A 13479-nucleotide genomic window follows, 5' to 3' on the forward strand; every position below is an offset into this window, starting at 1 on the left:
CAAACCTACTCCTTTTCAGCGCCAAGCTGGGTATCGATTGGCCGACGATCCGCATGTCGGTTGAGTAACACGACAATGAGGGCTCCCACGGCCATTAGCGCGACAACACCGGCCACTTGTGCCGAAGCACCGGTCAATACGGCATAGTCAGCGGGCAATAAATAGCGGTACTCCAGAGGAATCATTTGCCCTTCTGGCCCTATTTGGTAGCGTAACAGCTCGCGCCATGGCCAGAGAACCGGCAGCGAACCGGCAATAAACCCCAATAGCAGTTGCATCGTCGGGGTGTGGTGGCGCCGTAACAGCCACGACAGCAGCCGTGAAAACAGCGCTAAGCCCACCATACAGCCCATGCCAAACAGCACAATAATGCCCAGGTCCAAACTGCGAATTGCGCCCATGATGGTGCCGTAGAGACCCATGGTCAGCAACAGAAAGCTGCCTGAAACACCCGGCAGTAGCATGGCGCTAATGGCGATACAGCCTGCCACCATCACTACCAGTGCTTCATTACCTATTAATAACACCAGCGGCATCATGCCGGGCAATGCTTGTGCTAGCACTAGCCCCACCAGTAGCGGCACTAGATACCACAGCTTCCAGCCGTTGCTCGCCTGTCCTACCACCAATGCAGAGGCAGCTACCAGGCCAAAAAAGAAACCATCCAACAGCAGCGGGTGTGCTTCCATCAACCAGAGCGCTAAATGCGCCACGCTAAACAGGCTAACCGCTACCCCCGCCAATAGCGGTACCAGAAAGGCGAGATTCAAATGGTTACTAAGAGCCCGCCAGCCACCGCGGCGCCAAGCGCCAATAGCGCTGGGGCCAAACTGTTTGATCGTGTTGATCAGCTCTTCATAAATACCGCTAATAAACGCAATCGTTCCTCCCGACACGCCGGGCACAGCGTCGGCGGCGCCCATCCCTGCGCCTCGTAAAAATATTCCCAAAGGTTGCCGCTTCAATCCACTACTCCTTGCAGTAAGGGTACAAAGCGCACGGGCTCAAGCCGACGCTTTTCAAAGGCACTGCCGATACGCTTTACCTGAGTAAGCCACTGGCTACCATCAGGCTCTTCCAACGGGGCAATTAGCACCCCGTCATGGCTCAATTGTTCTAGCAGCGCTGTAGGCAACGTCTGGGCACAGGCGGTTAGCAAAATAACGTCGAACGGCGCGGCCTCAGGCCAACCGTAGCCGCCGTCCGCCACCGCCAGTGTGGCAGGTGCTGCTAGCCGCCTTAACCGTTCCGCCGCACGTTCGTATAACGCACCAATGCGCTCAATGGAGTAGAGCTCTTCTACCAACCGCGACAGTATCAAGGTCTGATAGCCAGACCCTGTGCCCAGCTCCAGTACCCTGCGCGGCCCGGCACGCAGCACGAGCTCGGTCATGCGCGCTACGATAAAAGGCTGCGACAGCGTTTGGCTAAAGCCAATCGGTAGCGCGGTATCTTCGTAGGCGCGATGGGCCAACGCTTCATCAACAAACAAATGACGCGGCTCGCTGGCCATGACTTCCAGCACCCGGGCATCGCTGATGCCCTGCTGCATGAGGCGCTCCACCATGCGGTCACGGGTACGCTGGGAGGTCATACCGCGACCGCGCAGCTCTCCTGGAGAGATATCAGGCAAAAACATCCAACCATTCCTGCACATCGTTAAGCGCGGGGTGCCGCGTTAGGTCTGTTTGTAGGGGAGTAATCGACACATAGCCTGCCTCGACGGCAGCAAAATCGGTATCATCCCCGTCATCGGCATTGGCCGCTACGGGTGCAATCCAGTAGCGCGTACGCCCCCGCGGGTCTTTAACCGCTAACGGTTTCTCGGCTGGCCCACGATAGCCTAAGCGAGTCACTTTAACGCCTTTAATTTCCTCCCAGGGTACATCGGGCACATTGACATTCAGCAGTGTTCGCGGCGGTAGCGAGAGCTGATCCGCCGCGCCAATCAAGGTGGCAGCTACCCTGGCGGCCGTCGCAAAATGGCGCTCGCCACACAGCGACATGGCAATCGCCGTCATACCCAAATTGCGCCCCTCCATCGCCGCCGCGACGGTGCCTGAATAGAGCACGTCGTCACCCAGGTTACTGCCGTGATTGATGCCTGAGATGACTAAATCGGGTTTTTCGTCCCATACACCATGAACGCCCAAATAGACGCAGTCAGCGGGCGTGCCATCGACGCTGTAAAAGCCGTTATCCAGCGGCGTCAACGAGAGTGGCCGTGACAAAGTGAGCGAGTTGCTGGCACCACTACGGTCTCGGTCAGGAGCCACTACGCGAATATTGGCATGGGCCAACAGCGCATCGTGCAGCGCACGCAGTCCCGGCGCGTGCACACCATCATCATTTGAAAGCAGTAGTCGCCGCATGGCGGGTCTCCTTGATCATAAGCTCGTAACGTGGCGGCTTATATCCATCACTTTTACTAACCTCTAAGCCTGATGAGTTATACAGCACTAACGGCTGAATCCACCCACGGCTATCCGTTCGTTAACATCAGCTCACCCAGCACGGCAGTGGCAAAGCTACCCCGAGGCAGTGAAAACGAAAGTCGGGCGGCGCCAGGCTCCCAAGCAAGCTGGGGTTCCAACAGTCGCATACGAAGTGCCCGGCGCGCCTGCTTTACTCCGCTGCGCTCTAAGCCATTGCACAGGCCAGGGTAGTACTCCAGTAGACGAGCTTCATAGTCAGCGGCGTCGCCCTGGTCTGCTTCACCAACGCCCCAAAGAACCCCAGTAGGATGCACATCCAGTTCAGCGGCGCGGGCCTGAAGCGTCGGATCGGAGGCATCGATACGAAACACGCTTTGCGTGCCGTCCAGCATCAACGTATCGCCCGCCAGCGGCTGCGACCAGGTGCCATCCACAATGCGTGCGCTGAGCAGTTCGTTAAACAAAAAACTGCGCGCCGTGGAGAGCATCATACCCTGGCGATCATCGCGTTTGCGCCAACCTCGGTTAAGTAATGCTTCGGCACGCTGAAGATTGCGCCCTTCAGGCCCAAAGCGCTGAGGGCCAAAATAGTTAGGCACGCCATGCTGACAAAGCGTTTCCCAGCGGCTAATAAAGTCTTCACTTTCAATGGCCTCACCGCTCAGGCGCAACACAAAACGGTTTGTGCGGTGCACGCCTCGCTTCAACTTACGTGGGTGGCGCGCCTGTTCTACGACAGTGATCCCCAGCGCATTAAGCGAATGCTCAAGTTCAGGGGGCGCGTCACGGCCGGGCAGATGCACGCTCAGCCACTGGCGTGTGACGGCAATGCGGTCTTTCATGCCGGAGTAACCAATATCACGGGGCGTTACGCTACAAAGCCGACTTAATGTCTTGACGACATCTAACGTGGTTTGATTACGCTTTTCAACTCGCAGCCACAGATGTTCCCCGTGTGCTTCAGGGGTAAAATCAAGCTGCTCATCGACCCAAAAATCTTCCGGCTGGGCACGGTACTGGCCCGGTTTAGGCGGGTCAAACTGTGCGTCTAGACAGCGCTGCCACTCCGGCATATTAATCATTAAGCGCCTCAGCACGGTTAAGCAGCACCACCGCCTCCGCGGCGATGCCTTCACCGCGCCCGGTGAAACCTAATCGTTCAGTGGTGGTGGCTTTAACATTGACTTGACCAAGCGCGACCCCTAGATCAGCGGCGATGACTTCCCGCATTGCATCGATATGAGAGGCCATTTTAGGTGCTTGGGCCATCAGCGTGGCGTCTATATTGACCACTCCATAGCCCTGTCCTTGAATAAGCGTGACCACATGACGCAGCAGCTCGCGGCTATCAGCCCCCGCCCACGTCGGGTCAGTATCGGGAAAATGGCGGCCAATATCGCCCAGCGCACAGGCGCCCAACAGTGCATCGCTAATCGCGTGAAGCAGCACATCGCCGTCGGAGTGGGCCACAAAGCCCTGTTCAAACGGTAGCTTAACGCCACCGATCATTAAATGATCGCCGGGGCCGAAGCGGTGTACATCGAATCCGTGGCCGATACGCATTATAAGCTCCTAGTGATTAAAGCCCGTCAGGCGTGTGAGCGGCTTGCGCCGCCAAAATCGCGGCTGCCAGCGCTAAGTCGTCCGGATGGGTAATTTTCAGGTTGTCGCGCCGCCCGCTTACTAACTGCGGACGCTCGCCCAAGGCTTCAACCGCCGAGGCTTCATCGGTTACCAGCGTTTGCTGCTGGCGGGCGGTTTCTAGGGCTCGCCGCAGCAGCGCATAGCGAAAGCCTTGGGGCGTTAGCGCATGCCACAAGCCATCCCGGGGTTCGGTTCGCGCACTCAGGCACTGGTTATCGGCGCGCTTCATGGTATCCGCCACCGGCATCGCCAAGAGTGCGCCTGCGGGGTGGGTTGCGGCGGCTTGATACAGCGCCTGAAGATCATCCACGGTGATACAGGGGCGGGCCACATCATGCACCATCACCACATCATTATCGTCGGCTGCCATGGCGTGCAGCGCATTTAACACGCTGTCCATTCGTTCGTTGCCACCCGACACGCGTTGCCAAGTAATGAAAGGCACCCAGTGTGGCGAAAACCAACGATCGTCGTTATCTAAACAGAGCACCAAGCGAGCATTCGGAAAGGCGCGGTGAAGACGTGCCAAGGTATGCGCCAGCACCGGCTGCTCGTCGGCCAAAGCCAAGTACTGTTTGGGCTTGTCGGCCCCCATACGGCGGCCTTGACCCGCCGCGGGAACAATTAACCAGGTTTGGCTCACTGCGGCGGCTCCTGGGGAGCGACCAGACCCGCATTAATACCGATCAGCTCATTCTCAATCGCCACACCAGGCACCCAGAAAAACTGCTCGTCGGTGCGTACCATACCCATATCGCTGCGGGCACGCTCCTCGATGGCGTCCAACCCGGTTTTTAAGTCCGTCACTTCGGCCGCCAGCCGCGCATTGCGCTCGCGCATGGGCACATTGGCCGCCTCTTGCACCGCGACCCGCTGCTCCACGTGCTGTAAATCGCGCCAGCCGCCGTTGCCTAACCACAGCTCGTACTGAAGCAGCGCCAAGACAGCGAGCAATGTCATCACTAACCATTTGCGCATCACGGCACTCCCTGGAAATATTGGCTGGTGAAAAAGCCCTGGTTTGATCAAAAGCTGCGTTGATTCACTAAAGAGCGCTTATTGGCGCGCATTATGCCATCAAGGCGCAGCACCAGCGAGCCGCGCATGATTTAAATAACAGCTTAAATGACAGCTTAAATAACTACTTAAATGGCAGCGCTTGGTGGGCTGCATCGCGGTAGGCGCTAACATGCTCGCCCTCTTCATGACAAAACTGGGCAACACCGGCAGCTAGCCCAGGATGGCGAATATAGTGCAGCGAGCGCACGCGCTGGGGTGCAAACCCACGCACCAGCTTGTGCTCGCCCTGGGTGCCTGGATCAAACAGCGTTAAGCCACGCTGCAAGCAGTACTCAATGCCTTGGTAGTAACACGCTTCAAAATGCAGACAATCGGCGACGACTTCGCTCCCCCAGTAGCGCCCATAGAGCGTGCTGCTGCCACGAAAATAGAGCGCGGCCGCTACCGGGCGCTCTTCAACGTAGGCTTGTACCAGCACCAGCGCTTCAGGCATGGTTTGGCGCAGGCGCTCAAAAAAGTCGTGGTTTAAATAAGGCGGTCTGCCGCGCTCATGATAGGTAATCGCATAGCAGCGATAGAAATGCGCCATATCCGCTGATGTAATCGCATCGCCTTCTAAACGCGAGACCTTTAATCCTTGCTCGGCGACCAAGCGACGCTCGCGCTTGATCATTTTGCGCCGTTTAGAGGTCAGGCTGGCTAGAAAGCCCTCAAAATCACCAAAGCCTCGATCACGCCACTGAAACTGTACCCCTTCACGGGTGATCAGTTCCGGGCACTGGGCCTGCCAAGCGTTGACGTCCGCTTCATCGGCAAACAGCAAGTGCCAGCTAGACAGACTGAGACTTTCACACTGCTCGCGCCAGGCATCGGCCAACATAGTACGCACGGCACTGGCATCGGCGTGCTGGGCGATTAAAGTACGCGCGCCTGGCACCGGCGTGAACGGTATCGCGCTGAGGGCTTTGGGGTAGTAGCGGCCACCGGCGCGCTCTAGTGCATCTGCCCAGCCCCAATCAAACACATACTCACCGTAGGAGTGGTGCTTGCGGTACATGGGTAGCGCTGCGACCAACTGCTCGCCTTGCCATACACTTAGGTGGCAGGGCTCCCACCCCGTGGCTTCACTGACAGAGCCGCTTGCCTCTAGGGCGTGTAAAAACGCGTGTCGTAAAAAGGGCTGATCATCATCGACCAGTGAGTCCCACTGGCTTGCCGTAACGGCCTCAATGGTGGGTAGAATAGTGATCGACAGTGGGGATAACGGCATAGCACCTTTCCGAGTGTGTGGGGCTAAAAGGCCACTTTACACTAACTGTTTATATAAACCGTTTACACTAACCATCTACACCGATGTCTAAATCAATTGGCTAAATCAACTGGCTAAATCAACGATCTATGCCAACGAAAACAGATACGGCGATTGAACTGCAGTATTTAACGTTAACGCCACGCCGGTAACGGCATATGAGGAGAGGCCATGACGCGCGATCTGACGGGTGACTTTCAAACGCAGCGCCAAGCTGCCGACCAAATGCCCTACCCAACGCTAACGGAGCGTCGTGACCGGCTGGCCCGATTAGCGCGTATGACCAAGCATCACCAGCTAGAGATTATCCGCGCGATTCAAACGGATTTTGGTCAACGCAGCGATGTAGAAATACGCATAGCTGAAATCAGCGCGGTGCTCCATGCCATTCGTCATACCAGGCTGCATCTATGGCGCTGGATGCGCCCTTGGTCGGTTAGCATCCCGTGGCGGTTAATGCCTGCCCGGGCACGCATCGCGCCGCAGCCGCTGGGCGTGGTCGGCGTGATGTCACCCTGGAATTACCCCTGGAGCTTGGCGCTAATGCCGATAGTGGATGCATTTGCTGCGGGCAATGTGGTGATGCTTAAACCCAGCGAGCACTCCCCCGCTACCAGCGCCCTACTGCAACGGCTGGTGCCGCAATACTTCACCCCTGAAGAACTCAAGGTCATCGAAGGCGATGTAGAGGTGGCGCGTCTTTTTAGCGCTTTGCCATTCGATCACCTAGTGTTCACCGGCTCCAGCGCGGTAGGTCGGCAAGTGGCCCAAGCAGCCGCGGCGAATTTGACTCCAACGACGCTTGAGCTAGGCGGTAAGTCGCCCGCCATCGTGGCAGGCGATGCGGATTTCGATAAAGCGGCTGCGGATATTATTTTTGGTAAAGGCATGAACGGCGGGCAAACCTGTATCGCCCCCGACTACGTGCTGGTTGAGAGCCGCCATATTAGTGCCTTGATTAAAGCATTGAGCGAGGCTATTCAACGGCAGCGCCCCGACGACCATGCAGCCACCCACGCGATTAACGCGGCCCACCAACAGCGGCTAGATGCCATGCTGCAAGAAGCCCAAGACCACAGCTGCAGAGTCATTGATCACGGTGCTTATGCCCCAGCGCTGATTATCGACCCCCACCAGGGGCTCCAGATGATGCGCGAAGAGATTTTTGGCCGCTGTCTACCGGTCATTGGCGTTAGCGATATGTCAGCAGCAATACGTTATGTGAACGCCCGCCCTCATCCGTTAGCACTGTATGCCTTCACAAATGATAAGGGCTTACAGCAGCAGTTACTGCAAACGACGCGCTCTGGCGCGCTGGTGTTTAATGCCACGCTGCTTCATCACGCCGTTCCTTCACTGCCTTTTGGCGGCATCGGCGAGAGCGGTATGGGTGCCTACCACGGCCGTCATGGTTTTGAGCGTTTTAGCCATTTGCGTGGTGTCTTCTATCAGGCTAAACGCTCTGCTAGCCGCATGCTTTATCCGCCTTACCGGCGCTGGCTAATAAAACTTATTGGTCTTGGCTAAAGCTTGTGGGCTAATGTCCGATATTTAATTACCTATCAGCCTAACGACCTTATAGGATGTTTTATTAATCCCCAGCTTTGGAAAGACTATGCACGCCCCAGACACTCCTCATAATGAAACACAGCGCCTGGCGGCCTTGCATACTCTACAGGTACTCGATACGCCTCAAGACACGGCTTTTGAGCGCTTGACGCAACTGGCCCGTGACTTGTTCGATGTGCCCATTGCCTTAGTGTCGTTGGTGGATAAAGAGCGCCAGTGGTTTAAATCGCACCTGGGTCTTGATGTATGCGAAACCAACCGGGCCTTCTCGTTCTGCGCTCATGCCATCGCCCATGACGCGCCGTTAATGATTGCAGACACCCATAAAGACGAGCGCTTTGCAGACAACCCCCTGGTCATTGACTCACCACGTATCCGCTTTTACGCAGGCTACCCACTACGGCCGCTGGATGACATGGCCATTGGCACCCTGTGTATCATTGACCAAAAGCCTCGTCAGTTCAGCGAACGTGATTTAAAGCTACTTGGCAGTTTAGCGGGTCAGGCTGAAGAGCTACTTCGCCTACATAAACTTCAGCTGGAACTAACCCACACCGCCCACCAGATGCATAAAGAGCAGAAACTGCTCAAAGTACTCCATCAAGGCATTACGGATTATCCAGCGCTGATGTCGGGAAAACAGTTGTGGCTATTTCTAATGGAGGCGCTGCGCGAACTTACCGATAGTGACTACGCGCTGATAGGTGAAGTGCTACCTACCAACACCACCAATGCCCTTAAAATTCATGCCATCACAGACCTGTCATGGAGTGAGGAGTCGCGCCACCTGATGGGGCGGCTGCGCAGCGGCGACATGACACTCACTAACCCTAAATCGCTGCTTGGCAACGTATTTGCGTATGGTGAAGTGATTATGACCAATGATGTTTATAATCATGTCAAACGTGGCGGCTTCCCTCCGGGGCATCCGCCACTGCATAACTACCTCGGTGTGCCTATTTTTAGCGGCGAACGGTTGATCGGCATGTACGCTATTGCCAACAGCAAACAGCCGCTGAACCAAGCGCTGCTGGATTGGCTTCAGCCGTTTACCGATACCTGCGCACTGCTGATCAATCTTTATAGCCAAATGGCCGAGCGTGAACAGGTCATGGGGGATCTGGCTGCCGCTCGAGACCAGGCGGAAACCGCCAGCCGGGCGAAAAGTGAATTTCTCTCGTCCATGAGCCACGAGCTACGCACCCCGCTCAATGCCATCATCGGTTTTGCCCAAATACTGACCAATAGCCGCCGGGAACCGCTGGGCGATAAGCAGCATCGCCAGGTCTCCCAAATCGAGAGAAGCGGCCAGCATCTGCTTAGCCTAATTAATGAAGTGCTGGATTTGGCCAAGATCGAAGCAGGCCATATGACGCTCTCCATCGAACCGATTATTCTCGCCAACGTGTTTAACGACGCCTGCTCCACCCTGGAAGCCAGCGCCGAGGCGGCAGGCATTCGTTTTCGCTACACCTCGCCTAATGATCAGTGGCAGGTTAACGCCGACTACACACGCACCAAACAGATACTGTTAAACCTGCTCTCCAATGCGATTAAGTACAACAGCACCAACGGCTCAATCGATATTACCGTGGCCCACTTAGTCGACCATGTACGCATCAGCGTAACGGACACCGGCCCCGGCATTGCCCCTGAACGTCAGCACGAGCTTTTTGAACCCTTTAATCGTCTTGATGCAGAAGGAGGCAGCATAGAAGGCTCCGGTATTGGCCTGGCGATTACCCGCGAGCTAGTCGAGCGTATGAACGGAGAAATGGGCGTCGATAGCCAGCCAGGCCACGGCGCCACCTTTTGGTTTACCTTGCCTACGGCTAACGCAGATGCCACCGCTGACGAAGCCCCTCCGCCCCATTGGGCTCATACCCAGCCCAGCAACGCCTTTATGCTGCTCTATATTGAAGATAACCCCGCCAATCAACGGCTAATGGAAGATATTATCGAAGAGATAGGCGACATAAAGCTGCAAATTGCACCTAGCGCTGAAATTGGTCTGGAAATAATGCGCCACTGCTCGCCTGCTCTGGTATTAATGGATATCCATCTGCCGGGCATGAACGGCTATCAGGCATTAGAAGCAATGCACCGCGACCCCAAGTTGCAAACGTTGCCGGTGGTTGCCCTCTCAGCCAACGCCATGCCTGGCGACATCAAGCGCGGTTTGGAAGCGGGCTTTAACGCCTATCTCACCAAACCGCTTGAACTTGATAAACTAAAAGCCACCATCGCTCAGTTTATTCAGACTGCGTCAGGGAAGGAACCATGAGCCTTACTGAAAAACACCTGTTAATAGTGGATGACAGCACGATTAACATCGAGCTCATGTTTGATCTTCTTGACGAGTATGGGTTTGAGAATATTCACGGAATTAACGACCCCCGTGAGGTGCTACCCCACTGCCAGCGCCAGTTGCCGGATTTACTGCTGCTGGATATTCGCATGCCGCATTTAGACGGCTACGCGGTCATTGAACAGCTCAGTACGTATTTTGCCGAGCAGATGCCACCGATCATTGTGCTTACCGCACAAATTGATGACGTTACTCGCCAGCGCGCCCTCACCATGGGGGTACGTGATTTCATTACCAAGCCGTTTAAGCAGGATGAAGTCTTACAGCGCATCCGTAATACCTTAAACATTGAGCACCGCTACCAGGTGCGCGAGAAGCAGGTCGACACTCTCGAGCTTATGGTTGCCAAGCGCACCCAGGAGTTAGACCGCCAGTCTCGCACCGACCCCATTACCCAGCTACCCAACCGCCGTGGGTTAAGCCAAGCGCTGCACGCTGCGGCCCTCCAGGGTTCGGGCACGGGGCTACTGTTTATCGCTATTGATAAGCTCGACGATGTGGTGCGCTTGCACGGCTACCGAGTCGCCGATCAGCTACTGCGTTTCATTAGCCAACGGCTTCGGCAACAGCTCGACGCCGAATGTCTGCTTGGACTATGGGGAGGAAGCGAGCTGCTGGTCATTACCCCCACGGCGAACCCCACTCAACTGCTGCACTTGGCCGGGCAACTGCTCGAGTGCTTCGAGCAAGATCAAGCGCTGGAGGAGCTGTTGCTGCCCCTCAGCGCACGTATCGGCATTAGCGCCGAAGCAGGCTATTTTGAGACGGAACGGTTGGTGCATATGGCCGCGTTGGCATTGCCACCATTGGAATCGCTCAAGGTTCAGTACTACACCCCCGCGCTCGAGACCAAGCAGCGGCACCGACTACATATTCAGCAGGCGATCCGTGGCGCCACCGAACGTGGCGAGATGTCGCTCGCCTTCCAGCCCAAACTATCGCTGGCTGACCACAAGATTCTCGGCGCGGAAGCGCTACTACGCTGGCGGCATCCGGAGTTTGGATTTATCTCCCCTGGTGAATTTATTCCGCTGGCCGAGGCCAGCGGTGATATTCTCTGCATAGGCGATTGGGTGCTGGATGAAGCCATGCGCTATATCAGCACCTGGCGAGCACAAGGGTTGCTCAACGACGATTTTCATATTGCGGTGAATGTGGCCGCTCGTCAGCTGAGCCGTAAGGACTTTGCCCAACAGCTGCTTGCTCGCCTTGAGCAGCAACAGATTCCCGAGCGTTTCCTGGCCCTGGAAGTGACCGAGTCGGGGCTGGTGAGCGATATGAATCACGCTCGCCAGCAGCTTGCCCAATTGGCCGACATGAATATCGCTGTCGCCATCGATGATTTTGGCACCGGCCAATCGTCACTGGCCTATATTAAAACGCTGCCCTTCTCGACGCTTAAGATAGATCGTGCCTTTGTGATGGACTTGGAAACCAGCGCGATTGACCGCCAGCTGGCGCATACCATTACCCAGCTCGCCCACAGTGTGGGCTGCGATGTAGTGGCAGAAGGCATCGAGAACTCAGCCCAGGCGGCTTACTTAAGCTCTATCGGCTGTGAAGCCGCGCAAGGCTACTTCTATGCTCGTCCACTGCCTGCCGAGGCATTTGTAACCTGGTGCAGCGAATGGAAGCCGCTTTTTTCTACATCTCATACGGAGACCGTTAATGGCTCATGACTTACTTGACCGCTTACGCGAACGTTTAGAAGAACTCAACCGCTCGGAGCGTAAAGTCGCCAATGTAATTCTTGAAGACCCAACGGTCGCCACCAGTCTAAGCATTGCCAGTCTGGCCCAGGCGGCTAGCGTTAGCGAACCCACGGTTAACCGTTTTTGCCGTAACTTTGGCGCCAAGGGCTATCCCGATTTTAAAATCAAACTGGCCCAGAGCTTAGCCGGTGGCACGCCCTATGTGACCCGCGCGGTGGAGCCCGGTGACACTGCCACCCAGTACACCCACAAAATTTTTGGCGCCACCATCGCCGCCCTCGACGAAGCCCAGCGCGAAATCGACATGGGCGCCGTCGAGCGTATGGTCGACTACCTCACCCAGGCCAAGCAGATCCACATTTTTGGCTTGGGCGCCTCCGGCGCGGTGGCCCAGGATGCCCAGCACAAGTTCTTCCGCTTCAACCTGCCGGTGATGGCCTACATCGATGTGCTGATGCAGCGTATGGTCGCCGCCGCTTGCCACACGGGGGATGTGGTGGTGATCATCTCCTACACCGGGCGTACGCGGGAGCTGGTGGATATCGCCCGTTTAGCGAGGGATGCCGGAGCCGTGGTTCTCGGTATCACTGCACCCAACTCACCTCTGTCTAGCGAGTGTACCGCCACCCTGGAGGTCGCTACCCCCGAAGACACCGACCACTACATGCCGATGACCTCGCGGGTAATTCAATTAACGCTGATTGATGCGCTGGCCACTGGGGTAACCTTGAGGCGTGGTGAAGACTTCTTACCCCACCTCATGAAAATCAAAGACAGCCTGCGCGACACCCGCTTTCCGGTGGAAAAGCCTGGGAAGTGAACATGTTTGGATAGCTAATTGGTAAGGTGACGAGGGCAGGTTTCCGCGAGGGCGCTGTGAACCCATCCCTGGGCGCTACTTTTGCCATCTGACCGCCATGGATGGCGGGAATGCCGGAATTGTTGGGAACATTTTCCGGCCCTGGCAAAAGACCCTCGCTTCAACCTGCCCTCGTCCCCTAGAGATATGGCCATAAACTTTTAAGCGCTAAAGGATCAGCCGTTAGTGGCTCACCGCGGCAGTCACCGTAATTTCCACTTTAAGCTCATCGGCGGGCATGGGCGCGCAGACACAGGTGCGCGCCGGTGCGTAGCCTGCGGGCACCCAGGCATCCCACACCTCGTTCATAGCGGCAAAGTCACCGCCTTCTTTCAGGTAGATCGTCGCGCTAAGTAGCTGCTCACGGCTTGAACCAATCTCTTTTAGTAGCGCATCCACCCGCGCCAGCATACTTTCCGTTTGAGCAGTAACGTCGCCCTCGCGGGCCTCCGGGCCAGCCACTTGGCCACATAGATAGGCCACACCCTGGTGAATTACCGCACGACTCATGCGGGCTTTTGTATCGTGGCGCTGAATAGCCATAGGGAAAACTCCTAGTGGGT

Annotated in this window: 13 protein-coding genes; 4 read left to right on the forward strand and 9 right to left on the reverse strand. The window is 56.4% G+C overall.

Going from position 1 to position 13479, the window contains the following annotated elements; translation table 11 throughout:
* Nucleotides 1-5: 5 nt before the first annotated feature.
* The 8 genes from KF947_RS05495 to KF947_RS05530 all read right to left on the reverse strand — a co-directional run bounded on the left by KF947_RS05495 (nucleotide 6) and on the right by KF947_RS05530 (nucleotide 6369).
* The gene (locus KF947_RS05495; protein WP_133729877.1) at nucleotides 6-965 is read right to left on the reverse strand and encodes a DUF368 domain-containing protein; all 960 of its coding nucleotides are present in this window, start codon (nucleotides 963-965) and stop codon (nucleotides 6-8) included.
* Nucleotides 962-1639 (reverse strand): protein-L-isoaspartate(D-aspartate) O-methyltransferase, encoded by a 678-nt coding sequence (locus tag KF947_RS05500; RefSeq protein ID WP_223288028.1) that lies wholly within the window; start codon nucleotides 1637-1639, stop codon nucleotides 962-964. The genes KF947_RS05495 and KF947_RS05500 overlap by 4 nt, the downstream gene beginning before the upstream one ends.
* The gene (gene surE / locus KF947_RS05505) at nucleotides 1626-2372 is read right to left on the reverse strand and encodes a 5'/3'-nucleotidase SurE (protein WP_133729875.1); all 747 of its coding nucleotides are present in this window, start codon (nucleotides 2370-2372) and stop codon (nucleotides 1626-1628) included. Before surE ends, KF947_RS05500 begins: the two co-directional genes overlap by 14 nt.
* A gap of 110 nt (nucleotides 2373-2482) precedes the next feature.
* Nucleotides 2483-3517, reverse strand: coding sequence for a tRNA pseudouridine(13) synthase TruD (gene truD, locus KF947_RS05510; RefSeq protein ID WP_227405680.1), 1035 nt, complete (start codon nucleotides 3515-3517; stop codon nucleotides 2483-2485).
* On the reverse strand, nucleotides 3510-3998 hold the full coding sequence (ispF, locus tag KF947_RS05515) for a 2-C-methyl-D-erythritol 2,4-cyclodiphosphate synthase (RefSeq protein ID WP_246638078.1): 489 nt from the start codon (nucleotides 3996-3998) through the stop codon (nucleotides 3510-3512). Before ispF ends, truD begins: the two co-directional genes overlap by 8 nt.
* A 16-nt stretch (nucleotides 3999-4014) precedes the next feature.
* Nucleotides 4015-4722 carry a 2-C-methyl-D-erythritol 4-phosphate cytidylyltransferase gene (gene ispD / locus KF947_RS05520; protein WP_133729872.1) on the reverse strand — a complete coding sequence of 236 codons (708 nt, stop codon included), beginning with the start codon at nucleotides 4720-4722 and terminating at the stop codon, nucleotides 4015-4017.
* A complete protein-coding gene (ftsB, locus tag KF947_RS05525; protein ID WP_133729871.1) occupies nucleotides 4719-5057 on the reverse strand; it encodes a cell division protein FtsB in 339 nt (112 codons plus the stop codon). Before ftsB ends, ispD begins: the two co-directional genes overlap by 4 nt.
* 163 nt (nucleotides 5058-5220) lie before the next feature.
* A complete protein-coding gene (locus KF947_RS05530; protein WP_223288030.1) occupies nucleotides 5221-6369 on the reverse strand; it encodes a GNAT family N-acetyltransferase in 1149 nt (382 codons plus the stop codon).
* 210 nt (nucleotides 6370-6579) lie between these two features.
* On the opposite strand from KF947_RS05530, the gene KF947_RS05535 reads away from it, so the two are divergent.
* The 4 genes from KF947_RS05535 to hexR all read left to right on the forward strand — a co-directional run bounded on the left by KF947_RS05535 (nucleotide 6580) and on the right by hexR (nucleotide 12877).
* The gene (locus tag KF947_RS05535) at nucleotides 6580-7935 is read left to right on the forward strand and encodes an aldehyde dehydrogenase family protein (protein WP_227405681.1); all 1356 of its coding nucleotides are present in this window, start codon (nucleotides 6580-6582) and stop codon (nucleotides 7933-7935) included.
* Between the two features lie 88 nt (nucleotides 7936-8023).
* Nucleotides 8024-10261 carry a GAF domain-containing hybrid sensor histidine kinase/response regulator gene (locus KF947_RS05540; protein WP_227405682.1) on the forward strand — a complete coding sequence of 746 codons (2238 nt, stop codon included), beginning with the start codon at nucleotides 8024-8026 and terminating at the stop codon, nucleotides 10259-10261.
* Complete coding sequence (locus KF947_RS05545) at nucleotides 10258-12024, forward strand: EAL domain-containing protein (RefSeq protein ID WP_227405683.1); 1767 nt, start codon at nucleotides 10258-10260, stop codon at nucleotides 12022-12024. The genes KF947_RS05540 and KF947_RS05545 overlap by 4 nt, the downstream gene beginning before the upstream one ends.
* A complete protein-coding gene (gene hexR / locus KF947_RS05550; protein WP_227405684.1) occupies nucleotides 12014-12877 on the forward strand; it encodes a transcriptional regulator HexR in 864 nt (287 codons plus the stop codon). Before KF947_RS05545 ends, hexR begins: the two co-directional genes overlap by 11 nt.
* A gap of 222 nt (nucleotides 12878-13099) precedes the next feature.
* Here hexR and KF947_RS05555 read toward each other — a convergent pair whose 3' ends face one another.
* Complete coding sequence (locus KF947_RS05555) at nucleotides 13100-13459, reverse strand: RidA family protein (protein ID WP_223288033.1); 360 nt, start codon at nucleotides 13457-13459, stop codon at nucleotides 13100-13102.
* Nucleotides 13460-13479 lie beyond the last annotated feature (20 nt).

It is taken from the genome of Halomonas sp. FeN2, from assembly GCF_020595105.1.
GTDB classification, from domain to species: Bacteria; Pseudomonadota; Gammaproteobacteria; order Pseudomonadales; family Halomonadaceae; genus Vreelandella; species Vreelandella neptunia.

Bases quoted from the DNA above. Each gene is read 5' to 3' on its own strand.
- hexR (WP_227405684.1), top strand. From the start codon at position 12,014: ATGGCTCATGACTTACTTGACCGCTTACGCGAACGTTTAGAAGAACTC.
- KF947_RS05545 (WP_227405683.1), top strand. From the start codon at position 10,258: ATGAGCCTTACTGAAAAACACCTGTTAATAGTGGATGACAGCACGATT.
- ispF (WP_246638078.1), bottom strand. From the start codon at position 3,998: ATGCGTATCGGCCACGGATTCGATGTACACCGCTTCGGCCCCGGCGAT.
- KF947_RS05500 (WP_223288028.1), bottom strand. From the start codon at position 1,639: ATGTTTTTGCCTGATATCTCTCCAGGAGAGCTGCGCGGTCGCGGTATG.
- KF947_RS05540 (WP_227405682.1), top strand. From the start codon at position 8,024: ATGCACGCCCCAGACACTCCTCATAATGAAACACAGCGCCTGGCGGCC.
- truD (WP_227405680.1), bottom strand. From the start codon at position 3,517: ATGATTAATATGCCGGAGTGGCAGCGCTGTCTAGACGCACAGTTTGAC.
- KF947_RS05555 (WP_223288033.1), bottom strand. From the start codon at position 13,459: ATGGCTATTCAGCGCCACGATACAAAAGCCCGCATGAGTCGTGCGGTA.
- KF947_RS05530 (WP_223288030.1), bottom strand. From the start codon at position 6,369: ATGCCGTTATCCCCACTGTCGATCACTATTCTACCCACCATTGAGGCC.
- surE (WP_133729875.1), bottom strand. From the start codon at position 2,372: ATGCGGCGACTACTGCTTTCAAATGATGATGGTGTGCACGCGCCGGGA.
- ftsB (WP_133729871.1), bottom strand. From the start codon at position 5,057: ATGCGCAAATGGTTAGTGATGACATTGCTCGCTGTCTTGGCGCTGCTT.
- KF947_RS05535 (WP_227405681.1), top strand. From the start codon at position 6,580: ATGACGCGCGATCTGACGGGTGACTTTCAAACGCAGCGCCAAGCTGCC.